Source organism: Streptomyces sp. DSM 42067, from assembly GCF_055792885.1.
The window spans coordinates 2,510,596-2,533,189 of sequence record NZ_CM147706.1; the positions used below are offsets into that span (position 1 = coordinate 2,510,596).

At 70.7% G+C, this 22,594-nt stretch carries 20 protein-coding genes; 13 read left to right on the forward strand and 7 right to left on the reverse strand.

Going from position 1 to position 22,594, the window contains the following annotated elements:
- Positions 1-45 precede the first annotated feature (45 nt).
- Positions 46-1,467 carry a Fe-S cluster assembly protein SufB gene (sufB, locus tag ACSMXV_RS11805; RefSeq protein ID WP_443306871.1) on the reverse strand — a complete coding sequence of 474 codons (1,422 nt, stop codon included), beginning with the start codon at positions 1,465-1,467 and terminating at the stop codon, positions 46-48.
- Positions 1,464-2,243 (reverse strand): helix-turn-helix transcriptional regulator, encoded by a 780-nt coding sequence (locus tag ACSMXV_RS11810; protein WP_473177597.1) that lies wholly within the window; start codon positions 2,241-2,243, stop codon positions 1,464-1,466. The genes sufB and ACSMXV_RS11810 overlap by 4 nt, the downstream gene beginning before the upstream one ends.
- A gap of 329 nt (positions 2,244-2,572) precedes the next feature.
- Between ACSMXV_RS11810 and ACSMXV_RS11815 the strand changes: the two genes are divergently transcribed.
- Both ACSMXV_RS11815 and ACSMXV_RS11820 read left to right on the forward strand, forming a co-directional pair.
- The gene (locus ACSMXV_RS11815) at positions 2,573-3,496 is read left to right on the forward strand and encodes an ABC transporter ATP-binding protein (RefSeq protein WP_473177598.1); all 924 of its coding nucleotides are present in this window, start codon (positions 2,573-2,575) and stop codon (positions 3,494-3,496) included.
- 204 nt (positions 3,497-3,700) lie between these two features.
- Positions 3,701-4,495 carry an ABC transporter permease gene (locus ACSMXV_RS11820; protein WP_473177599.1) on the forward strand — a complete coding sequence of 265 codons (795 nt, stop codon included), beginning with the start codon at positions 3,701-3,703 and terminating at the stop codon, positions 4,493-4,495.
- 133 nt (positions 4,496-4,628) lie between these two features.
- Here ACSMXV_RS11820 and ACSMXV_RS11825 read toward each other — a convergent pair whose 3' ends face one another.
- Entirely contained in the window at positions 4,629-5,957 is a 1,329-nt protein-coding gene (locus ACSMXV_RS11825) for an MFS transporter (RefSeq protein ID WP_473177600.1), read from the reverse strand.
- Positions 5,958-6,156: 199 nt separating this feature from the next.
- Positions 6,157-7,008 carry an IclR family transcriptional regulator gene (locus ACSMXV_RS11830; protein ID WP_473177601.1) on the reverse strand — a complete coding sequence of 284 codons (852 nt, stop codon included), beginning with the start codon at positions 7,006-7,008 and terminating at the stop codon, positions 6,157-6,159.
- 117 nt (positions 7,009-7,125) lie between these two features.
- On the opposite strand from ACSMXV_RS11830, the gene ACSMXV_RS11835 reads away from it, so the two are divergent.
- The 6 genes from ACSMXV_RS11835 to ACSMXV_RS11860 all read left to right on the forward strand — a co-directional run bounded on the left by ACSMXV_RS11835 (position 7,126) and on the right by ACSMXV_RS11860 (position 12,836).
- The gene (locus tag ACSMXV_RS11835) at positions 7,126-8,226 is read left to right on the forward strand and encodes a cupin domain-containing protein (protein ID WP_473177602.1); all 1,101 of its coding nucleotides are present in this window, start codon (positions 7,126-7,128) and stop codon (positions 8,224-8,226) included.
- Positions 8,226-9,062, forward strand: coding sequence for a fumarylacetoacetate hydrolase family protein (locus ACSMXV_RS11840; RefSeq protein WP_181659270.1), 837 nt, complete (start codon positions 8,226-8,228; stop codon positions 9,060-9,062). Before ACSMXV_RS11835 ends, ACSMXV_RS11840 begins: the two co-directional genes overlap by 1 nt.
- Entirely contained in the window at positions 9,055-9,780 is a 726-nt protein-coding gene (locus ACSMXV_RS11845; protein ID WP_473177603.1) for a maleylpyruvate isomerase family mycothiol-dependent enzyme, read from the forward strand. The genes ACSMXV_RS11840 and ACSMXV_RS11845 overlap by 8 nt, the downstream gene beginning before the upstream one ends.
- A complete protein-coding gene (locus ACSMXV_RS11850) occupies positions 9,696-11,087 on the forward strand; it encodes an FAD-dependent oxidoreductase (protein ID WP_473177604.1) in 1,392 nt (463 codons plus the stop codon). The genes ACSMXV_RS11845 and ACSMXV_RS11850 overlap by 85 nt, the downstream gene beginning before the upstream one ends.
- Positions 11,088-11,208: 121 nt before the next feature.
- On the forward strand, positions 11,209-12,213 hold the full coding sequence (locus ACSMXV_RS11855; RefSeq protein WP_473177605.1) for a COX15/CtaA family protein: 1,005 nt from the start codon (positions 11,209-11,211) through the stop codon (positions 12,211-12,213).
- A 152-nt stretch (positions 12,214-12,365) separates the two neighbouring features.
- Positions 12,366-12,836, forward strand: a complete 471-nt coding sequence (locus tag ACSMXV_RS11860) for a hypothetical protein (RefSeq protein WP_473177606.1) — start codon at positions 12,366-12,368, stop codon at positions 12,834-12,836.
- A 31-nt stretch (positions 12,837-12,867) separates the two neighbouring features.
- On the opposite strand, the gene ACSMXV_RS11865 is transcribed toward ACSMXV_RS11860, so the two are convergent.
- From ACSMXV_RS11865 to ACSMXV_RS11875, 3 genes are all read right to left on the reverse strand, one after another.
- A complete protein-coding gene (locus tag ACSMXV_RS11865; RefSeq protein WP_473177607.1) occupies positions 12,868-13,974 on the reverse strand; it encodes an amidohydrolase family protein in 1,107 nt (368 codons plus the stop codon).
- 154 nt (positions 13,975-14,128) lie between these two features.
- Positions 14,129-14,509: a hypothetical protein gene (locus ACSMXV_RS11870; RefSeq protein ID WP_473177608.1), complete on the reverse strand. Its 381-nt coding sequence runs from the start codon at positions 14,507-14,509 to the stop codon at positions 14,129-14,131.
- A 105-nt stretch (positions 14,510-14,614) separates the two neighbouring features.
- Entirely contained in the window at positions 14,615-15,556 is a 942-nt protein-coding gene (locus tag ACSMXV_RS11875; protein ID WP_473177609.1) for a heme o synthase, read from the reverse strand.
- A gap of 357 nt (positions 15,557-15,913) precedes the next feature.
- Between ACSMXV_RS11875 and tkt the strand changes: the two genes are divergently transcribed.
- The 5 genes from tkt to pgl are packed head-to-tail and all read left to right on the forward strand — an operon-like array spanning position 15,914 to position 22,550.
- Entirely contained in the window at positions 15,914-18,001 is a 2,088-nt protein-coding gene (gene tkt / locus ACSMXV_RS11880) for a transketolase (protein WP_473177610.1), read from the forward strand.
- Between the two features lie 35 nt (positions 18,002-18,036).
- Positions 18,037-19,155, forward strand: a complete 1,119-nt coding sequence (gene tal / locus ACSMXV_RS11885) for a transaldolase (protein ID WP_473177611.1) — start codon at positions 18,037-18,039, stop codon at positions 19,153-19,155.
- 4 nt (positions 19,156-19,159) lie between these two features.
- Positions 19,160-20,692: a glucose-6-phosphate dehydrogenase gene (zwf, locus tag ACSMXV_RS11890; protein ID WP_473177612.1), complete on the forward strand. Its 1,533-nt coding sequence runs from the start codon at positions 19,160-19,162 to the stop codon at positions 20,690-20,692.
- Positions 20,689-21,768, forward strand: coding sequence for a glucose-6-phosphate dehydrogenase assembly protein OpcA (opcA, locus tag ACSMXV_RS11895; RefSeq protein WP_473177613.1), 1,080 nt, complete (start codon positions 20,689-20,691; stop codon positions 21,766-21,768). Before zwf ends, opcA begins: the two co-directional genes overlap by 4 nt.
- Positions 21,765-22,550: a 6-phosphogluconolactonase gene (gene pgl, locus ACSMXV_RS11900; RefSeq protein WP_181659258.1), complete on the forward strand. Its 786-nt coding sequence runs from the start codon at positions 21,765-21,767 to the stop codon at positions 22,548-22,550. Before opcA ends, pgl begins: the two co-directional genes overlap by 4 nt.
- Positions 22,551-22,594: the final 44 nt, after the last annotated feature.

The window sequence follows — 22,594 nt, forward strand, 5'->3', positions numbered from 1 at the left end:
GTCAATAAGTCTTCAGGCTGCTGTGCGGGGAGCGGGGCCGGCGAGTCAGCCGACCGCGCCCTCCATCTGCAGCTCGATCAGCCGGTTGAGCTCCAGCGCGTACTCCATGGGCAGCTCCTTGGCGATCGGCTCGACGAAGCCGCGCACGATCATCGCCATCGCCTCGAACTCGGAGAGACCGCGGCTCATCAGGTAGAAGAGCTGGTCCTCGGAGACCTTGGAGACGGTGGCCTCGTGGCCCATGGACACGTCGTCCTCGCGGACGTCGACGTACGGGTAGGTGTCGGAGCGCGAGATGGTGTCGACCAGCAGCGCGTCACAGAGCACGTTGGACTTCGAGCCCGCGGCGCCCTCGCCGATCTCGACCAGGCCGCGGTAGGAGGTACGGCCGCCGCCGCGCGCCACCGACTTGGAGACGATGTTGGACGAGGTGTTCGGCGCCATGTGGACCATCTTGGAGCCGGCGTCCTGGTGCTGGCCCTCGCCCGCGAAGGCGATGGACAGGGTCTCGCCCTTGGCGTGCTCGCCCATCAGGTACACGGCCGGGTACTTCATCGTGACCTTGGAGCCGATGTTGCCGTCGATCCACTCCATGGTCGCGCCCTCGTACGCCACGGCGCGCTTGGTGACCAGGTTGTAGACGTTGTTCGACCAGTTCTGGATGGTCGTGTAACGGCAGCGGGCGTTCTTCTTGACGATGATCTCGACGACTGCGGAGTGCAGCGAGTCCGACTTGTAGATCGGGGCCGTACAACCCTCGACGTAGTGCACGTAGGCACCCTCGTCGACGATGATCAGGGTCCGCTCGAACTGGCCCATGTTCTCCGTGTTGATGCGGAAGTAGGCCTGGAGCGGGATCTCCACGTGCACGCCCTTCGGCACGTAGATGAAGGAGCCGCCGGACCACACGGCCGAGTTCAGCGAGGCGAACTTGTTGTCGCCGACCGGGATGACGGTGCCGAAGTACTCCTTGAAGAGCTCCGGGTGCTCCTTCAGCGCCGTGTCGGTGTCGAGGAAGATGACGCCCTGCTCCTCCAGGTCCTCGCGGATCTGGTGGTAGACGACCTCGGACTCGTACTGGGCCGCGACACCGGCGACGAGGCGCTGCTTCTCCGCCTCGGGGATGCCGAGCTTGTCGTACGTGTTCTTGATGTCCTCGGGCAGGTCCTCCCAGGACTCCGCCTGCTTCTCCGTGGAGCGCACGAAGTACTTGATGTTGTCGAAGTCGATGCCCGACAGGTCCGAGCCCCAGGTCGGCATGGGCTTCTTCTCGAAGAGCCGCAGGCCCTTGAGGCGGAGCTTGGTCATCCACTCCGGCTCGGACTTCTTCGCGGAGATGTCCCGGACGACGTCCTCGTTCAGGCCGCGCTTGGCAGAGGCACCGGCCTCGTCGGAGTCGGCCCAGCCGAATTCGTAGTTGCCCAGGCCCTCGAGCTCAGGGTGAGCAGTCTCCGTGGGGAGAGTCATGCGGGGTTCCTCCCGGCCGTGCTTGCAGATGGGTTGTTCGTGGTCTGTGGGGTGTGCGGGCTCTGTCCCTCGGTGTGCCCTGCTGGGTCGCTCCGCGGGATGAACGTCGTGCAGACGCCGTCACCGTGGGCGATGGTGGCCAGCCGCTGGACGTGCGTCCCGAGCAGCTGGGAGAAGACCTCGGTCTCCGCCTCGCACAGCTGCGGGTACTGCTCCGCGACGTGGGCCACCGGGCAGTGGTGCTGGCACAGCTGCTCGCCGTTGGCCCGACCGGGTGCGCTCCGCGCCGTAGCAGCGTACCCGTCGACGCTCAAGGCCTTGGCCAGAGCCTCGGTGCGCTCCTCCGGGGCCGCCGCGTCGACGGCCTTGCGGTAGGCCTCGGCCTGCGCCGCGAGCCTGGCCCGGGCGAAGGCCACGACTGCCGCCTGGCCTCCCGCGTTCCGCTCGATCCAGCGCAGCGCCTCCACCGCGAGCTTGTCGTACGACTGGTCGAAGGCGTCCCGGCCGCAGTCCGTCAGCGCGAACACCTTGGCCGGCCGCCCGCGCGTACGCGCGCCGTAGACCCGCTGCTCACGCGCCTCGACGACGTCGTCGGCGACGAGTGCGTCGAGGTGGCGGCGCACCGCCGCCTGCGTGAGGCCGAGTCGCCCGGCGAGGTCGGCCACGGTCGAGGGCCCGTGATCCAGGATGGAGCGCGCGACCCGGTTGCGGGTGGACCGCTCCCCGGTTGCGAGTTCCTCCTGCGGAGGCTCAGTCGATCGCGTGCCGTTTTTCACAACGCCATTGTTGCGTAATTCCCGAGAGCCTGACAAGCGGCATCCGGATCACCCACGGTGCGGTGCGTCACTTAGGTCTACCTAAGCTGACCTGCGGAAATGATCACCGATCGATCAAACCGAGGCGTCCACCGGCCCCGTCGCGCACACTCGCGAAACGTGACAAAACCGCCTCCGACCAGCGCAGTAGGCGCGTGGCACGGCCTCTCTCCCCGGTGGATCCCGGGCGTCGAGGCAGGCCTCCGTGAGCCGGAACGAGACCGGCCCGGGACGGGCGGACCCGACCCCGCCCACCGAGCACCCGCGCGTCACTCCCTAGACTTCCCGCCATGCGAGTAGAGCCCGTCGTCCAGGTCCACGGCCTGGTGAAGCGCTACGGTGCGAAGACCGCGGTCGACGGACTCGACCTCACGGCTGCGCCCGGCATCACCGCGGTTCTCGGCCCGAACGGCGCCGGCAAGACCAGCACCGTCGAGACCTGCGAGGGCTATCGCAGGCCGGACGCCGGAACGGTCCGCGTCCTCGGCCTCGACCCCGTGCGGCAGGCCGCCGAGCTGCGGCCTCGGATAGGTGTGATGCTCCAGTCCGGCGGGGTGTACTCGGGCGCTCGTGCCGACGAGATGCTGCGCCATGTCGCGAAGCTGCACGCGCAGCCGCTGGACGTGGACGCGCTCATCGAGCGGCTCGGGCTCGGCAGCTGCGGCCGTACGACGTACCGGAGGCTGTCCGGCGGGCAGCAGCAGCGGCTCGCGCTCGCCATGGCCGTCGTCGGCCGCCCCGAACTGGTCTTCCTCGACGAGCCGACCGCCGGCCTCGACCCGCAGGCTCGCCGCGCCACCTGGGACCTCGTACGCGATCTGCGTGCCGACGGCGTCTCGGTCATCCTGACCACCCACTACATGGACGAGGCCGAGCAGCTGGCCGACGACGTCGCGATCATCGACGCCGGGAAGGTCATCGCGCAGGGCTCCCCCGAGGAGCTCTGCCGCGGAGGGGCCGAGAACACCCTGCGGTTCACCGGGCGCCCGGGCCTCGACATCGCTTCGCTGCTCAAGGCTCTCCCGTCGGACTGCGCCGCGGCCGAGCTGACCCCGGGTGCGTACCGCGTGTCCGGCAAGGTCGACCCGCAGCTGCTGGCCACCGTCACGTCCTGGTGCGCCCAGCACGGCGTGATGCCGGAGAAGATCTCGGTGGAGCGGCACACCCTCGAAGACGTTTTTCTGGAGCTGACCGGTAAGGAGCTGCGCTCATGACGCGGAGCCACGACCCTCTCGGCCGGGGGTCCGGGGGTTGCCCCCCGGGGAGACACAGCCTGGAGCTGACCGGTAAGGAGCTGCGCTCATGACGCGGAGCCACGACCCTCTCGGCCGGGGGTCCGGCCCGCGGCACAGCCGCAATGGGGCACAGCGCCCCCCGGGAAAGCACAGCCTCGAGCTGACAGGCAAGGAGCTGCGCGGATGAGCGCCGGAACCGAAGCGCGGGCGACGAGCGCCGGTACGTACGCCCCGAGGCCCGGAGCGGCTTCGCTGCCGCGGATGATCGCGGCCCAGGCTGCGCTCGAGACGAAGATGCTGCTGCGCAACGGTGAGCAGCTGCTGCTCACCGTCGTCATTCCGACGCTGCTCCTCGTCCTCTTCAGCACGGTCGACATCGTCGACACTGGCGACGGCAAGGCCGTGGACTTCCTGGCACCCGGTGTCCTCGCGCTCGCGGTGATGTCGACGGCGTTCACCGGGCAGGCGATCGCGACCGGATTCGAGCGGCGGTACGGCGTCCTGAAGCGGCTCGGTACGTCGCCGTTGCCGCGTTGGGGACTGATGGCCGCGAAGACCTTGTCCGTGCTGGTCACCGAGGTGTTGCAGGTGGTCCTGCTGACGGTGATCGCCGTCTCGCTGGGCTGGTCGCCGCAGGGCAACCCCCTCGCCGTACTGCTCCTGCTGATCCTGGGCACGGCGGCCTTCTCCGGCCTCGGCCTGCTGATGGCGGGCACGCTGAAGGCGGAGGCGACCCTGGCCGCCGCCAACCTGGTCTTCCTGCTGCTGCTGGTCGGCGGCGGCGTGATCGTCCCGCTCGACAAGTTCCCGGACGCCATGCAGTCGGTGCTCGGCCTGCTGCCGATCTCGGCTCTGTCGGACGGGCTGCGGGATGTGCTTCAGCACGGGGCCGGGATGCCGTGGGGCGACCTTGGGATCCTGGCGGTGTGGGCGGTCGTCGGGCTGGGGGCGGCGGGGAAGTTCTTCCGCTGGGAGTGACCCTTTCTGCCCGTCCGGTGAGTGACTCTTTCAGCCCGTCCGGCGTTTGAGGACGAGCCCGAAGGGCGATCCCGGGGGTCCAGGGGGCGGAGCCCCCTGGTTACGGGAAGGGGCGGGACTGGGGGAAAGAGCATCAGCGTCGACGGGCGGCCGGGATCGCCAGCAGAGCGACGGCGCAGACAAGCGCGGCTGCAGCGAACACGTAGAACACCGTGGCCGGCCCCAATGCGGCGTCCAGAATCCACCCACCCAGCAGCGGTGCCACGATCGCGCCGCCACGCCCGAAGCCGGAGACGCAGCCCAGCGCGGTGGCGCGGGCCGACGCCGGATAGCTGGATGCGACCCAGTCGTTGAGCATCGTCAGCGCCGACTGCGCGCCGACGCCGGCGAGCGCGGTGACGCCGAGGATCACGCCCGTGCTGCCGCCCTGCGACAGGGCAAGGACGGCGACCGCGGCGAGCACGGCGCTGCCGGCGGTGACCAGTCGCGGTCCGATCCGGTCGGCGAGGACGGCGAGCGCGAACGAGCCGACGACGGCACCGAGGTTGAGGACCAGCGTGAAGCGCAGGGCAGAGCCGAGCGGGTAGTCCATCTCGCGCATCAGCTGGGTGAGCCAGGTGTTGAGGCCGTACCAGGCCAGCAGAACCGCGAAGTTGGCGACGGTGAACAGGATGGTGTGCCGGGCGTATGCGCTGGAGAGCACGGTCCGGACACCGGCCGCCTCGCCGTCGCGGGCGGCCTCGCGCGCAGCCTCGTCGGCGGATTCGCGTGCGCCCTCGCGGACGGCCTCGTCGGCGGCTTCGCGCGCGGGCTCGTGCATGACCGCGGCGGCGGGCCGGGCCCCAGGCCGGGAATCCGGCAGCAGGTAGTACGCGACGGCGAACACGATCACCGACAGGGCACCGCCGACGCCGAACAGACCACGCCAGCCCAGGCCTTCACCCCAGACAGTCGCGGTCAGCGCGGCCAGGACCCCGCCGACGGGGATCCCGGCGAGCACCACGGTCGCCACCAGCGCGGAACGGCCGCGCGGCGCATACTCCTTGCTCAGCGCCACACACGACGGCATCACACCGCCCATGCCGATGCCCGCGAGCAGCCGGAACAGGCCGAACTGCCAGGGCTGCGCGGCGAGCGCGCAGGCCACCGTGAACACGGTGAAGACGGTGCCCGAGGCCAGCAGGAGACGGCGCCTGCCGAGCCTGTCGGCGAGCGGCCCGCAGATCAGGGCGCCGATGAGCATGCCCGCATACGCGAGGCTGCCGAGGGTGCCGGCGAGGGATTTGTCGAGCCCCAGTGAGCCGTCACCGAGCATCGCGGGCAGCGCCACGCCGTAGACGATGAGGTCGAAGCCCTCCACGGTGATCGCCGCCGTGCACAGGGCGACGACCGCCCACGTCAGTGCGCGTGAGCGCGGCGGGGCGGAGGGGCTGGTGGCGGGAACCTGAGCGTCGATGGTCATGCGGCCACGTCCTGTTGCGAGGAAGCAGGGAAACGGCAGGCCGCGGTTCACGGTCTGCCGGTGTCCCTCCGGCGGCACGCGGACGGCCTGTCGGTGACCGGGATGGAATCAGCGTGGTTACGCAGAGAGCAACATGTAACGGGCATACGTTCCGCAGGGCGGAATCATGGCCACTACCGCTTGCGCGGGGGCAGGGACGTCAGAACGCCGCCTCCATCCGCCGTACCGCCTCCAGCAGCACTCCCGCCGCCTCATTCAGATGCGCACGGGTGAAGCGCAGCGAGGGCGCCGACACGGTGAGCGCGGCGACGGCACGCCCGCCGGGCTCGCGGACGGCGGCGCCCACCGCGGAGAGTCCCCGCTCGGTGTCGCCGATGTTGATCGCATAGCCCCGACGGCGTACCGCCGCGAGCCGCCGGTGCAGCGTCTCGGGGTCCGTCTCCTCGCCCTGGTCGCCCTTACCCCCGTAGATATCGGCGAGTTCGGCGACGCTCAGCTCGGCGAGCAGCGCCTTGCCGGCCGAGGCGAGATGCGCGGGCAGGACGGCGCCCGCACGGCTGCCGACGCGCAGCGCGTGGGTGCCTTCGATGCTGTGCAGGAAGCGCGCCTCGGCCCCGGAGCGCACCACGAGGTGCACGGTTTCACCGAGCTTGCCGTTGAGCCACAGCATGTGCGGCCGCGCGGTCTCGACGAGTTCGTAGTCGGAGCGCTGCGACATGCCGAGGCGGTAGAGGGCGGGGCCGGGCCGGTACGCCTTGTCGGCGCCCTGCACCGCGAAGCCGCGGCCGCGCAGGGTCGCGAGCAGCCGGTGTGCGGTGGAGCGGGCCACGCCGAGGTGGTCGGCGGCGTCACTGAGCCGGAGACGGCCGTTCTTGCGGAGCAGGAGCAGCAGCGTCAGAGCGTTGTCGACGGATTCCAGGCCGGGGGCATGGTGCGCGTCGGAAGCGTTCGCGGCGTCGGCGGCCGCGTCGGTCGATGCCCCTGGGGCCGTTCCGGTTCTTGTACCGGTCGATGCGTCGGCGGGTGTCCGAGAGTTCCTGGAGTTCCTCACAGCGGAATTCTAGACCGCTACGTGTTCCGCAGAAGAAAACTCCCCCTATGGTCATCGCCATGCGAGACAGCGCCGTCCGCAACCGGCGGCGCCCGTAGGAGAAAGGGACGTGTCCTCATGTCCGGACAGGAAGCGGCCGCCGAGCCGCAGGACCCCAGGCTCACCGAGCTCTACAAGGAGTTCGACGCGCTCGGGCTGATCCCGCTGTGGACCGAGCGCGAGGATCTGATGCCGCTGCACCCCAAGCCGGCCGCGATCCCGCACCGCTGGCGCTGGGCCGAGCTGTACGCCACCGCCGTCAAGGCGGGCGAGCTGGTGCCGGTCGGCCGGGGCGGCGAGCGCCGTGCGATCTCCCTCTCGAACCCGGGGCTGCACGGCCTGCCGCACGCCACCCCGACGCTGTGGGCGGCGATCCAGTACCTCGGCCCGAACGAGGTCGCGCCGGTCCACCGCCACGCCCAGAACGCGTTCCGCTTCGTCCTGGAGGGCGAGGGCGTGTGGACGATCGTCGACGGCGACCCGGTCGCGATGCGCCGTGGCGACCTGCTGCTGACGCCGGGCTGGGCCTGGCACGGCCACCACAACACCACCGACCAGCCGATGGCATGGCTCGACGGCCTGGACATCCCGCTGTCCTCCGCGCTGAACACGGAGTTCTTCGAGTTCGGCCCGAACACGCTGGACGACCGCTCGACGCCCGAGCTCTCCAAGGCGGAGCGGATCTGGGGCCACCCGGGTCTGCGCCCGCTGTCCGGCCTCGCCGACACCCCCAAGTCGCCGCTCGCCGCCTACCGCTGGGAGCACACCGACGCCGCCCTCGCCGGCCAGTTGGAGCTGGAGGCCGAGGGCCACGAGGGCGTCACCGCCCACCCGGGCCACGCGGCGATCCGCTTCTCCAACCCGACCACCGGCGCCGACGCGCTGCCCACCATCCGTACGGAGATGCACCGGCTGCGCGCCGGGGCTGCTGTCCCCGCGTCCCGCGAGGTCGCCTCCTCCGTGTGGCAGGTCTTCGAGGGCGAGGGCGCGTTCGTCGTGAACGGCGAGCGCATCGACGTCACCCACGGCGACCTGGTCACCGTCCCGTCCTGGGCCGAGGTGTCCATCGAGGCCGGTACGGGCGAGCTCGACCTGTTCCGCTTCAGCGACGCCCCCGTCATCGAAAAGCTCCACTTCCACACCCTGCCCGCCTCGGTCGCCGAAAGGACCACCCACTGATGAAGCTCGCCACCATCCGCACCGCCGGAACCACCGCCGCCGTACGCATCGACGGCGACACCGCGGTCGAGACGGGCCACGCCGACCTGGGCGCCCTGCTCGCCGACCCGAACTGGAAGGAGACCGCAGCCGCGGCCTCCGGCGCCACGCACGCCGTCGACTCCCTCGACTACGCGCCGGTCGTCCCCAACCCGGGCAAGATCATCTGCGTCGGCCTCAACTACCGGAACCACATCCTCGAGATGGGCCGCGAGCTGCCGCAGTACCCCACGCTGTTCGCCAAGTACCCGGAGGCGCTCGTCGGCCCGTACGACGAGGTCGTGCTGCCCGCCGCGTCCGACGCGATCGACTGGGAGGCCGAGCTCGCCGTCGTCATCGGCGCCCCGGTCCGCCACGCCGACAAGGAGACCGCGGCCGCCGCGATCGCGGGCTACTCGGTCCTCAACGACGTGACCGCCCGCGACTGGCAGTACCGCTCCCCGATGTGGCTGCAGGGCAAGACCTTCGAGGCCACCACGCCCTTCGGCCCGGTCCTGGTCACGCCGGACGAGGCCGAGCCCGCGTCGGGTCTCACCCTCACCGGCGCCGTCGACGGCGAGACCGTGCAACAGGCCGACACCTCGGACCTGGTCTTCGACGCGGCGACCCTGGTGTCGTACATCTCGACGATCCTCACCCTCAAGCCGGGCGACGTGATCGCCACCGGCACCCCGGGCGGCGTGGGCCACGCCCGCAAGCCGCAGCGGTACCTGGCCGACGGCCAGACGCTGACCACCTCGGTGTCCGGGATCGGCGAGCTGCGCAACGTGTGCCGCGCGGAGAAGACCGATGGCTGAGCGAGGCTTCGCGCGCACGCTCGGCTGGGTGCACGAGGGCTCGGCGCTCTTCCACAAGCGCCTGGACGAGCTGGGCGAGGCGGCGGCCGAAGGGCCGTCGCTGCTGCCCGGCTGGTCCCGGGCCCACGTCCTGACGCATCTCGCGCGGAACGCGGACGCCCTGGTCAACCTGCTGACCTGGGCCCGCACCGGGGTCGAGACGCCGATGTACCCCAACCCCGAGTCGCGCCTCGACGACATCGAGCAGGGCGCCCGCCGCCCGGCCTCCGTGGTCCTCATGGACTTCCGGGACGCCGACGCCCGGCTGCTCGCCGCCATCGACGCGCTGCCCTCCGGCGCCTGGGAGTCCATCGTCCGCAGCGCGCTGGGCCGCACCATCCCCGCGAGCGAGGTGCCGTGGATGCGCACGCGCGAGATCTGGGTGCACCTGGTGGACCTCGGCGCGGGCGACGACACCGGCGCGTTCCCGGCCGACCTGGTCGACGCGCTGCTCGCCGAGGTGTCCGCGACGGTCGGCGCCAAGGACGACTGCCCCGCGGTGCTGCTGCGGCCCACCGACCGGGACGGTGCCGAGTACCGCCTTGGCCCGGACGGCGCGGAGCCGGAGGTCGTGGCCGCACCGGCCGCCGGGCTGTGCGCCTGGCTGCTGGGCCGCGACACGGCGGGCGCCCGCACGGCCCGGGGCTCCGCTCAGGCGGTACTGCCCCGCTGGCTCTGAACGAGCGCGCGAACGAGCCGAACAGCGAGGGCTCGTACACCCCCACAAGAGCCGGCGAGCGTCAAGCTCGCGGACGAGCCCTCGCACGATCTTGCAAAGGAGCAAGCAAGCTAATGAGCAGCCTGAGCAGCCCCGACAGGCTCATCGTCATCGGCGGCGGCATCGGCGGCGTGGCGACGGCCCTCGCGGCGCGTCGCGCGGGCCGCGAGGTGACGGTGCTGGAGCAGGCGCCCGCCTTCACGGAGGTCGGCGCCGGCCTGCAGATGGCACCCAACGCCACCCGCGTACTGCGGGACCTCGGCGTCCTCGACCAGGTCGTCGAGGCGGGTGTGCTCCCCGAGCACCTCGTCTTCCACAACGCGGTCGACGGCAAGGAGCTGACGCGGGTCCGCCTGGACGCCGCGTACGAGGAGCACTTCGGCGGCCCGTACGTCGTCGTCCACCGCAGCGACCTGCTGGACATCCTGGTCCGGGCCGCCCACGAGGCGGGCGTGGAGCTGCTGACCGGACAGCGCGTCGAGGACATCGAGCAGCACCCCGGATCGGTCACGGTCCGCACGGCCGACGGCACCGAGCACACGGGCGCCGCGGCCGTCGCCGCCGACGGTCTGCACTCGCGTACGCGCACCCTGTTCGCCGACGACGAGCCCATCCAGTCCGGCTACGTCGCCTACCGCGGCACCATCCCGATCGAGGACGTGCAGGGCGGCGAGAACCTGCGCGACGTCCTCGTCTGGATGGGCCCGAAGCTGCACCTCGTGCAGTACCCGCTGCGCTCCGGCGCCCTCTACAACCAGGTCGCCGTCTTCCGCAGCCCCGGCTTCGACCGCGGCGAGGAGAAGTGGGGCGGACCGGAGGAGATGGAGCAGGTCTTCACGGCCGCCTGCGAGCCGGTGCGCCGGGCACTGCCGGGACTGGGACGGCAGCGGTGGTGGCCGATGGCCGACCGTGAGCCGATCTCCTGCTGGACGAAGGACCGGATCGCCCTGCTCGGCGACTCCGCCCACCCGATGCTCCAGTATCTGGCGCAGGGCGCCTGCCAGGCATTGGAGGACGCGGCCACGCTGGCCTCCGCGGCCACCCGGCACACGGCCGCCGACGGTACGGTCGCCTGGCCGTCGGCCCTGGAGGAGTACGCCGCGGAGCGGGCGCCTCGCACCGCGCGCGTGCAGTCCACCGCCCGTATCTGGGGTGAGATGTGGCACGTCGAGGGCGTCGCCGCGCTGCTGCGCGACGAGGTGTTCCGGGGGCGCGCCGCCGACGATCTCAGCGCCGCCGAGTGGCTGTGGGGCCGCCGAGCAGCGTGAATTCGGCCTGGAGCGGGGTCCGGTGTGTGCCGGGCCCCGCTCTTCGCTGCCCGCAGATGGTCTGTCCCGACATTGCCCACCCGCGTGAATTCATGCACAAGCTCGGCCCTAGCATGGGCGCGTGCCAAAAGTGACCCGAGCCGATGCCGTTCAAGCCCTGCGCAACCCGCTGGCCTACATCGCCGACCGCTGGACCCCGGAGCCCCGGACCGTTCAGCGCGCGGCCCTGTCCGCCGTCATCATGATGGTGGTCATCGTGGTCACCGGCGGCGCGGTACGGCTGACCGGCTCGGGCCTCGGCTGCCCGACCTGGCCCAAGTGCACCGACGACTCGCTCACCGCGACCAGCGAGATGGGCATGCACGGCGCCATCGAGTTCGGCAACCGCATGCTCACCTACGTGCTGTGCGCCGCGGTCGGCTGGGCGATCATCGCCGCGCGCTCGCAGAAGCCGTGGCGGCGGAGCCTCACACAGCTCGGCTGGGCGCAGTTCTGGCTGGTCATGGGCAATGCGATCCTCGGCGGCATCGTCGTCCTCGTGGGCCTCAACCCGTACACGGTCGCCGCGCACTTCCTGCTCTCCTCCGCGCTGATCGCGGTCGCCACGGTGATGTGGCAGCGCACCCGCGAGGGCGACGCCGCTCCCCGCCCCCTTGTCGGCAAGCCTGTCCGGCAGATGGTGTGGGTCCTGGTCGCCGTCTCCGTACTGCTGATCATGGTCGGCACGGCAGTCACCGGCGCGGGCCCGCACGCGGGCGACTCGAGCGACGTGCCGCGCATGCCGCTCGACTGGGAGGCCGTCACCAAGTTCCACGCCGTCCTGGCCTGGATCGTCGTGACCCTCACCTTCGCCCTGTGGTTCGTCCTCAAGGCGGTCGACGCCCCCCGGGGCCCTCTGGCGCGGACCCGGGACCTGTTCCTGATCCTGCTCGCCCAGGGCCTGATCGGCTACGTCCAGTACTTCACGGACCTCCCCGAGGCCCTGGTGGCCATGCACATGCTGGGCTCGGCCGTCATGTGGATCGCGGTGCTGCGTGTCCTGCTGTCACTGCGCGAGCGGCCCGTCGAGGAGCCGGCGGCCGAGGCCCCGGCCGCACGGCACGCGGTCGCATCGCCCGCCTCCTGAACGGAACGGCCCCCCGGCCTGCGCACGTCCGGCCTGCGCAGGCCTGATCCGGATCCGGCCATTCTTGCCGGGCGTTCTGCCGAATACGCGCGTCCGCTCCCACCATGAGATCGCGTCGAGATCGCATCGGACTACAGGGGGGCGGACGGGACATGGGTGCATGCTCCGGCGAGAACCTAGCCGCGTGCTTTCACATCAAGGGCAAGGCCCTGGCCGAGGCCGGTTATGAGATGCCGCTGAGGCGCAACCAGCTGGCGACAACGGGATACGCGGCTGCGGTACTGATCGCGGCAGTCGCTCTGATCCCCTTGTTCAGTGACTTCAGTTGGGGACGGCTCGGAATGGCGGTCCTGCTTCTCCCTACCGCCCTGGTCGTTGCCGCCGTGGCGCAACGGAATCGAGACCAGGCGGCTCGGTTCGATGAGCGGGTGCGCGGCACCGGCTCCAGCGAGGGCCCGGACATACGTCACTGCGGGGGTTGTAGCCACGTCCTCGAACGCGGGAGCGACGGCAGCATCACTGGGGCAACGCACCGCGACGGTTACAAGAAATGGGCGGAGAAGACAATGCACGCCCGTTTCGCTCCGCCCAAGGCCTCGGACAGCAAGGAGGACTCAGGCTGAGCCGCGGATGGGAGGGGCGTGGGAGGGGCGCTCACCCCAACCCGTACACCCGCCGCGCATTCCCCGCCGCGATCAGCCCCGCCACCCGCTGCGCATCCGTCAGCGACCACGCCCCCTCGGCGACCCACCCGCCGAGCACCCTGCTCAGCGCCTCCCGGAAAAGGCGTGCCGCCACCACATGGAGTTCGGGCAGGGCATGTGCGCCGCTGGAGAACAGGAGCTTGCCGAAGGGGGCGAGCTCCAGGATCTCCGCGAGGACGGTGGCGGCCCGTGCTCCGGTGCGGACGAGGGCAGCGCCCAGGTCGGCGTAGACGTGCGGGAAGACCGCAGCCAGGTGGGCCGTGTGCCGGTGGTACGGATAGCCGTGCAGCAGCACCAGATCGGTGCCGAGTCCGGCCGTGGCCCGTACGAAGTCTGTCAGCAGGGCCGGGTCGGTGCGGTCGACGCGCATGCCCGGCTCTGCGAGACCGGCGTGCAGCTGCAGCGGGCGGCCCGAGGCGACGGCCATCCACAGCAGATGCCGCAGCAGTACCTGGTCGGTGAGGGTGCCGCCCACCCGGCGGCCGGCGAGCCAGCGGCCGGCGGCGCCGCGCACCTCTCCGGGGCCGGGCGGTTCGGGGGCGAGCGCCAGACCGTTGCGTACGCCCGCGACCGAGGTGAAGGCGACGGAGTGCGCGGCGGCCGCGTGCACCGACTCGGCGAGATTGGCCAGGAACGACGCCACGCTGCCGGAGGTGTCCGCGACCTGCTCGGCGAGCAGCTCGAGGCGGATGATCTCGTGCGCCTCGGCGTTTCCGGCGGCGGCCATCTCTCGGGGGCCGCTCAGATCCCCCGGCAGCCCGGTGTCCACGAGATACGTCGTGATGCCGCTGCCTCGCAGCAGCCTGCGCCCCGCCTCGAGCACGCCGATCTCGCGCCGCCGCGCGAGATAGCGGGCCGGTTCACAGTGCGGTTCGAGGTCGAGCAGCGGCGGGCACCAGCGGCGTACGGCGAACCCGGTCTGGGTGTCGAAGAACGTGGTGCCGGGGGCGGGTAAGCCCTCGCCCCGGCCGAGCCGGGCCTCGAAGGTGCCGAGCCCCAGTTCCGTACGCAGCACGCCATGGCAGTACTGGTCCACCAGCGACGGCGTTTCGATCATCCGGATCCCCCGAGAAGTAGACCGCGCCTACACGGTCCTAACGGGTGAACCGGCCTCCAGGTGTTGCCCTGACCATGATCAGTTGGGCCCCCGAGGCTCTTCGGCCGCGGCGGGGCCACCGCCGCGGCCGGGACTTCAGACAGGCCCGGCCGGTTCAGCCGTTGCTGGGCCCGCCGAGCTGGATCCCCGCCATGCGCGTCCACTCGTACGGCCCGGTCTTCACCTTCGCCGCGAACTCACCGTCGAAGGCCTCGTGGCGGGTGATTCCGGACTTCTCGACGGCTCGCTCCGCGATCTCGTACGTGGGGGCCACCAGGTCGCCCCAGCCGCCGTCCTCACCGACGAGGACGATGCGGGCGCCCTTCTGCCCGATGTAGGCGACCTGTCCCTCGGCGCCGCCGTGCGCCTTGGCGAAGGCGCCGATCTCCTTGGCGAGCTTGGCCGTCTTGCGCTCGGCCCTGGCGGCCTGGCTGCGGTCGCCGGTCGCGCCGCCGGGCTTCTCGCTGCTCTCGTCAACCTGCTGGGTCTCTGCCATGGCCCGATGCTACCTACCGGTAGATCAACTGACGACGGGCGGGCCGCGTGGCCTTGACCACGCACCCGCCCGCCGGACGGTCAGCTATGTGAGAAGCGGCAGCGGCTACCGCAGGAACGGGTCCACCGCGACCGCCACGAACAGCAGCGACACATAGGTGATGGACCAGTGGAACAGGCGCATCTCCTTGAGCTTGCCGCCCGTGACCTCGGCGTGGGCGCGCGCCTGCAGCGCGTGGGCCTCCCACAGCCACCAGCCGCCCGTCACCAGGGCCACCACCGTGTAGAACCAGCCGGTGTAGCCGAGCGGCTGCAGCAGCAAGGATGCGGCGACCATCACCCAGCTGTAGACGACGATCTGCCGGGCGACCACCTTGTTCGAGGCGATGACCGGAAGCATCGGCACGCCCACGCGCGCGTAGTCCTCCTTCACCTTCATCGACAGCGGCCAGTAGTGCGGCGGCGTCCAGAAGAAGATGACGAGGAAGAGGATGACGGCGGCGTACGACAGGGAGTTCGTGACCGACGACCAGCCGATGAGGACGGGCATGCAGCCGGCGATGCCGCCCCACACGATGTTCTGCGCGGTACGCCGCTTCAGGATCATCGTGTAGACGACGACGTAGAACAGCAGGGCGCCCAGCGAAAGCCACGCGGACAGCCAGTTGACGAGCAGTCCGAACCAGAGTGTGGAGACGACGGCGAGCGTGATGCCGAAGACGAGGCCCTCGCGCGGGGAGACCATGCCGGTGACCAGCGGACGCTGCGAGGTGCGGTCCATGAGCGCGTCGATGTCGCGGTCGATGTACATGTTGAGCGCGTTGGCGCCGCCCGCGGACAGATAGCCGCCGAGGCAGGTCGCGAGCACCAGCCAGAGGTCCGGCACGCCCTGCTCGGCGAGGAACATCACCGGGACCGTGGTGATGAGCAGAAGCTCGATGATCCGTGGCTTGGTCAGCGCCACGAACGCCTTGACACGGGCCCCGAACGGCCGGTGGCTCGGGCTCGTCCCGGTTACTCCCGCAGGACGGGATTCAACGGCCGTCACGCACACCCCTGACAGAGACATCCCAGCGAGCCTCGGCATGAAGGCCGGGTAAAGGCTCGCGCGTACCACGCCACTTTAGACGTTGCCCGTCCTCGCCTTCCGCGGGGGGTCGACCGTGTTGGGTAGGGGCGCTGCAACGTGCACGGATGTTCTCGAATGAGCATTCAAATGAGCGGCTCCGTATTCACCTGCTGAATACGGAATACGGCCTCGGCGATGCGGATACCCGCGGGGCCCGGCAGTCTGGAATGGCCCGACAAAAAGCGCCTACTCACAGCGGTAGTCTCGACACCGGCCGGCGAGTCCCGAGAGCGCCGGCATTCGACATGTACGTGTGGAGAGGAGCCCTGACCCAGGGTGAGTACCGAGCCGACCACGACAGACCTCGAGTGGACCGAGTTGGATCAGCGGGCCGTCGACACCGCCCGCATCCTGGCCGCCGACGCCGTACAGAAGGTCGGCAACGGCCATCCCGGTACGGCGATGAGCCTGGCCCCCGCCGCGTACACCCTCTTCCAGAAGGTGATGCGGCACGACCCGGCGGACACCGACTGGACGGGCCGTGACCGGTTCGTCCTGTCCGCGGGTCACTCGTCCCTGACCCTCTACACCCAGCTGTACCTCGGCGGCTTCGGCCTGGAGCTGGACGACCTGAAGGCGTTCCGCACCTGGGGCTCGAAGACCCCCGGCCACCCCGAGTACGGCCACACCAAGGGCGTGGAGACCACCACGGGCCCCCTCGGCCAGGGCGTCGCCAACGCGGTGGGCATGGCGATGGCCGCCCGCTACGAGCGCGGCCTGTTCGACCCCGAGGCGGCCCCCGGCACCTCGCCGTTCGACCACTTCGTCTACTGCATCGCCGGTGACGGCTGCCTCCAGGAGGGCATCTCCGCCGAGGCGTCCTCGCTGGCCGGGCACCAGAAGCTCGGCAATCTGATCCTGCTGTGGGACGACAACCACATCTCGATCGAGGGCGACACCGAGACCGCGGTCTCCGAGGACACCGTCAAGCGGTACGAGGCGTACGGCTGGCACGTGCAGCGGATCGCCCCGAAGCCGGACGGCGACCTCGACCCGCACGCGATCTACAACGCGATCGAGGCCGCGAAGAAGGTGACGGACAGGCCGTCGTTCATCGCGATGCGCTCGATCATCGCCTGGCCCGCCCCGCACGCGCAGAACACCGAGGCCGCGCACGGCTCGGCGCTGGGCGACGAGGAGGTCGCCGCCACCAAGCGTGTCCTGGGCTTCGACCCGGAGAAGTCCTTCGAGGTCACCGACGAGGTCCTGGCCCACACCCGCCAGGCGCTTGACCGCGGCCGCGAGGCCAAGGCGAAGTGGGAGAAGTCGTTCCAGGAGTGGCGCAGCGCCAACCCGGAGCGCGCCGCGGAGTTCGACCGCATCGCCGCGGGCGAGCTGCCCGCGGGCTGGGAGGAGAAGCTCCCGGTCTTCGAGGAGGGCAAGGCCGTGGCCACCCGTGCCGCGTCCGGCAAGGTGCTGCAGGCCCTGGGTGCGGTGATCCCGGAGCTGTGGGGCGGCTCGGCCGACCTGGCCGGCTCCAACAACACCACGATCGACAAGAACTCCTCGTTCCTGCCCGCGGACAACCCGCTGCCGGAGGCCGATCCGTACGGCCGCACCATCCACTTCGGCATCCGCGAGCACTCCATGGCCGCGGAGATGAACGGCATCGCGCTGCACGGCAACACGCGTATCTACGGCGGCACCTTCCTGGTGTTCTCCGACTACATGCGCAACGCCGTCCGCCTGTCCGCGCTGATGCACGTGCCGGTGACGTACGTGTGGACGCACGACTCCATCGGTCTCGGTGAGGACGGCCCCACGCACCAGCCGGTCGAGCACCTCGCCTCGCTGCGCGCCATCCCGGGCCTGAACATCGTCCGTCCCGCCGACGCCAACGAGACCGCGATCGCCTGGCGGGAGATCCTCAAGCGCTGGACGAAGGAGTTCGGCAAGGGCGCCCCGCACGGCCTGGCGCTGACCCGCCAGGGTGTGCCGGTCTACGAGCCCAACGAGGATGCGGCGCGCGGCGGTTACGTCCTGTTCGACGCCGAGGGCGGCGACGCTCAGGTGGTCCTGATCGCGACCGGCTCCGAGGTGCACGTAGCCGTCGAGGCCCGTGAGCAGCTGCAGGCCGCCGGCGTCCCCACCCGCGTGGTGTCGATGCCGTGCGTGGAGTGGTTCGAGCAGCAGGACCAGGGGTACCGGGACAGCGTCCTGCCGCCTTCGCTGAAGGCCCGCGTCGCCGTCGAGGCCGGCATCGGTCTGACCTGGCACCGGTACGTCGGTGACGCCGGCCGCATCGTTTCGCTGGAGCACTTCGGCGCGTCGGCCGACGGCAAGGTTCTCTTCCGCGAGTTCGGCTTCACTCCCGAGAACGTGGCCGCCGCCGCGCGGGAATCCATCGACGCCGCCCAGCGCTGACGCTTATATACGACCAAGTAGGAGATGCATTTTCCATGACAGACGCACTCAAGCGCCTCTCCGATGAAGGCGTCGCGATCTGGCTGGACGACCTGTCCCGCAAGCGGATCACGTCCGGAAACCTCGCGGAACTGATCGACCAGCAGCACGTCGTGGGCGTGACGACCAACCCGTCGATCTTCCAGAAGGCGATCTCGTCGGGTGACGGCTACGAGCAGCAGCTCGCGGACCTCGCCGCCCGCAAGGTCACCGTCGAGGAAGCCATCCGCATGATCACCACCGCGGATGTGCGGGACGCCGCCGACATTCTGCGGCCGGTCTTCGACGAGACCGGCGGTCAGGACGGCCGGGTCTCGATCGAGGTGGACCCGCGCCTGGCCCACAACACCGCGGCGACGATCGCCGAGGCCAAGCAGCTCGCCTGGCTGGTGGACCGACCCAACACGCTGATCAAGATCCCGGCCACCAGGGCGGGTCTCCCGGCCATCACCGAGGTGATCGGCCTGGGCATCAGCGTCAACGTCACGCTGATCTTCTCGCTGGAGCGCTACCGCGAGGTCATGGACGCCTACCTGGCGGGCCTGGAGAAGGCCAAGGCCGCGGGCCTCGACCTCTCCAAGATCCGCTCGGTCGCGTCGTTCTTCGTGTCCCGCGTGGATACCGAGATCGACAAGCGGCTTGACGCGCTGGGCACCCCGGAGGCCAAGGAGGCCCGCGGCAAGGCGGCGCTCGCCAACGCCCGCCTGGCCTTCCAGGCGTACGAGGAGGTCTTCTCCTCGGACCGCTGGGCGGCGCTCGACAAGGCCGGCGCCAACCGGCAGCGTCCGCTGTGGGCCTCCACCGGTGTGAAGGACCCGGCGTACAAGGACACCCTGTACGTCGACGACCTGGTCGCCCCGGGCACGGTCAACACCATGCCGGAGGCCACGCTCGAGGCGGTCGCCGACCACGGACAGATCACCGGCAACACCATCGCCGGCACCTACGAGCAGGCCCGCGCCGACCTCGACGCCCTCGAGCGGCTCGGCATCTCGTACGACGACGTGGTGCAGGTCCTCGAGGACGAGGGCGTCGAGAAGTTCGAGTCGTCCTGGAACGACCTGCTCAAGTCGACCGAGGCGGAGCTTCAGCGCCTCGCCCCCTCGGAGGGCTGACGCCTTGACCGCAGTACACGGAGCGAATCCGCTCCGTGACCCCGCAGACCGACGGCTCCCGCGTATCGCGGGGCCGTCGGGCCTGGTCATTTTCGGTGTCACGGGCGATTTGTCACGCAAAAAGTTGATGCCTGCCGTCTACGATCTCGCGAACCGCGGACTGCTTCCCCCGGGGTTCTCGCTCGTCGGCTTCGCCCGCCGCGAGTGGCAGGACGAGGACTTCGCGCAGGTCGTCCACGACGCCGTCAAGCAGCACTCGCGCACCCCCTTCCGCGAGGAGGTGTGGCAGCAGCTCATACAGGGGATGCGGTTCGTCCAGGGCGACTTCGACGACGACACCGCCTTCGAGCAGCTGCGCGCCACGATCCAGGAGCTGGACAAGGCGCAGGGCACCGGCGGGAACTTCGCCTTCTACCTCTCCGTACCCCCCAGGTTCTTCCCGCAGGTCGTCCAGCAGCTGAAGAAGCACGGACTGGCCGACCAGCAGAACGGCTCCTGGCGCCGCGCGGTCATCGAGAAGCCCTTCGGGCACGATCTGGCCTCCGCCAAGGAACTCAACTCGATCGTCCACGAGGTCTTCGCCCCGGAGCAGGTCTTCCGGATCGACCACTACCTGGGCAAGGAGACCGTCCAGAACATTCTGGCGCTCCGTTTCGCCAACACCCTCTTCGAGCCGATCTGGAACCGGTCGTACGTCGACCATGTGCAGATCACGATGGCCGAGGACATCGGCATCGGCGGCCGCGCCGGCTACTACGACGGCATCGGCGCCGCCCGTGACGTCATCCAGAACCACCTGCTCCAGCTCCTCGCCCTGACGGCGATGGAGGAGCCCTCGTCCTTCGACGCGGACGCGCTGGCGGCCGAGAAGACCAAGGTGCTGGGCGCCGTGCGGCTGCCCAAGGACCTCGGCAAGGACACCGTGCGCGCCCAGTACAAGGCCGGCTGGCAGGGTGGCGCGAAGGTCATCGGCTATCTGCAGGAAGACGGCATCGACCAGCAGTCGAAGACCGACACCTACGCGGCGATCAAGCTCGGGGTCGACAACCGCCGCTGGGCGGGCGTCCCCTTCTATCTCCGTACGGGCAAGCGCCTGGGCCGCCGGGTCACCGAGATCGCGGTCGTCTTCCAGCGCGCGCCGCACTCCCCCTTCGACCACACGGCGACGGAGGAGCTCGGGCAGAACGCCCTGGTCATCCGCGTCCAGCCGGACGAGGGCGTGACGGTGCGGTTCGGCTCCAAGGTGCCGGGCACCTCGATGGAGGTCCGGGACGTGTCGATGGACTTCGCGTACGGCGAGTCCTTCACGGAGTCCAGCCCCGAGGCGTACGAGCGGCTGATCCTCGACGTCCTGCTCGGCGACGCCAACCTCTTCCCGCGCACCGAGGAGGTCGAGCTGTCCTGGAAGATCCTCGACCCGATCGAGGAGTACTGGGACGACAACGGCAAGCCCGCGCAGTACCCCGCGGGCACGTGGGGCCCCGTCGAGGCGGACGAAATGCTCGAACGAGACGGACGGAGCTGGCGTCGGCCATGAACATCGACCTCACGAACACCACCGCCAGCAAGATCAACAAGGCGCTCATCGAGGGCCGCCGCGCGATCGGCACCCCGGCCGTCGGCATGGTCCTCACGCTCGTCATCGTCACCGACGAGGAGAACGCCTACGACGCCCTGAAGGCGGCCAGCGAGGCCTCCCGCGAGCACCCCTCGCGCACCCTGGTCGTGATCAAGCGCGTCTCGCGCTCGCCCCGCGACCGTACGAGCTCGCGGCTGGACGCCGAGGTGCGGGTCGGCGCGGACGCGGGCACCGGCGAGACGGTCGTGCTGCGGCTGTACGGCGAGGTCGTGAACCACGCCCAGTCGGTGGTGCTGCCGCTGCTTCTGCCGGACGCCCCGGTCGTCGTCTGGTGGCCGGTCAACCCGCCGCTCGACCCGGCGAACGACCCGCTCGGCGCCCTCGCCCAGCGCCGGGTCACCGACACCTACGCCGCCGAGCAGCCCGTGAAGGAGCTGAGCGCCCGGGCCGAGGCGTACACGCCGGGCGACACGGATCTGTCGTGGACCCGCATCACCCCCTGGCGGTCGATGCTGGCCGCCGCCCTGGACCAGGTGACCTGCGAGGTCACGTCGGTCGAGGTCGAGGGCGAGGAGTTCAACCCGAGCTGCGAGCTGCTCGCCATGTGGCTCGCGGACCGGCTGGACGTCCCGGTCCGGCGGTCGGCGTCGTCCGGCCCGGGCCTGACGGCCGTGCGGATGGGCACGAGCTGCGGCTCGATCGTGCTGGACCGCGCGGACGGTTCGCTCGCGACCCTGTCCATCGAGGGCCAGCCCGACCGTGCGGTGGCGCTCCAGCGGCGCGACACGGCCGAGCTGATCGCGGAGGAGCTGCGCCGGCTCGACCCGGACGACACGTATGCGTCGGCACTCAAGTACGGGGTGGAGCGGCTGGCCGGTCCGTCGTCGGAGTCGGCGGAGGCCGAGGATGTGCCGTCCACGGCCGCCGAGCCCACCGTGACGGCGGAGGCACCCGCCAAGCCCGAGGCGCCCGCCAAGGGCCCGGCCAAGAAGACGACGAGCAAGGCCCCGGCGAAGAAGGCGGCCGCGAAGTGACCATCGCACCGCAGCTCGTCGTGCATCGCGACAAGGAGCTGATGGCACAGGCCGCGGCGGCCCGGCTGATCACGAAGATCGTGGACGCCCAGGCCGCCCGCGGCTTCGCCTCGGTGGTCCTCACCGGCGGGCGCAACGGCAACGGCCTGCTGGCCGCGCTGGCCGCCGCACCCGCCCGGGACGCCGTCGACTGGGGCCGCCTCGACCTGTGGTGGGGCGACGAGCGGTTCCTGCCCGAGGGCGACCCCGACCGCAATGTCACGCAGGCCCGCGAGGCCCTCCTCGACGCTGTCCCGCTGGACCCCAAGCGTGTCCACGCCATGCCGGCTTCCGACGGGCCGTACGGCAACGACGCGGATGCGGCAGCGGCGGCCTACGCGGCCGAACTCGCCGCCGCGGCAGGCCCGGAGGACCACGGTCCGGTCCCGTCCTTCGACGTCCTGATGCTCGGCGTCGGCCCGGACACACACGTCGCGTCGCTCTTCCCCGAGCTTCCGGCGGTCCGCGAGACGGAACGCACGGTCGTCGGCGTACACGGCGCCCCGAAGCCCCCGCCGACGCGAATCACCCTCACCCTGCCCGCAATCCGGGCGGCGCGTGAGGTGTGGCTCCTGGCGGCGGGCGAGGACAAGGCGCAGGCCGCGGCCATCGCCCTGTCCGGGGCGGGCGAGATCCAGGCGCCCGCGGCCGGAGCGTACGGGCGCGCCCGCACGCTGTGGCTGCTGGACGCGGCGGCGGCTTCGCGGCTGCCGCGGGATCTCTATCCGCCGGCTTCGCCCTGAGCGGACCTGAGCGACAGCGCCCCGTCACCAGTACGACCTGGTGA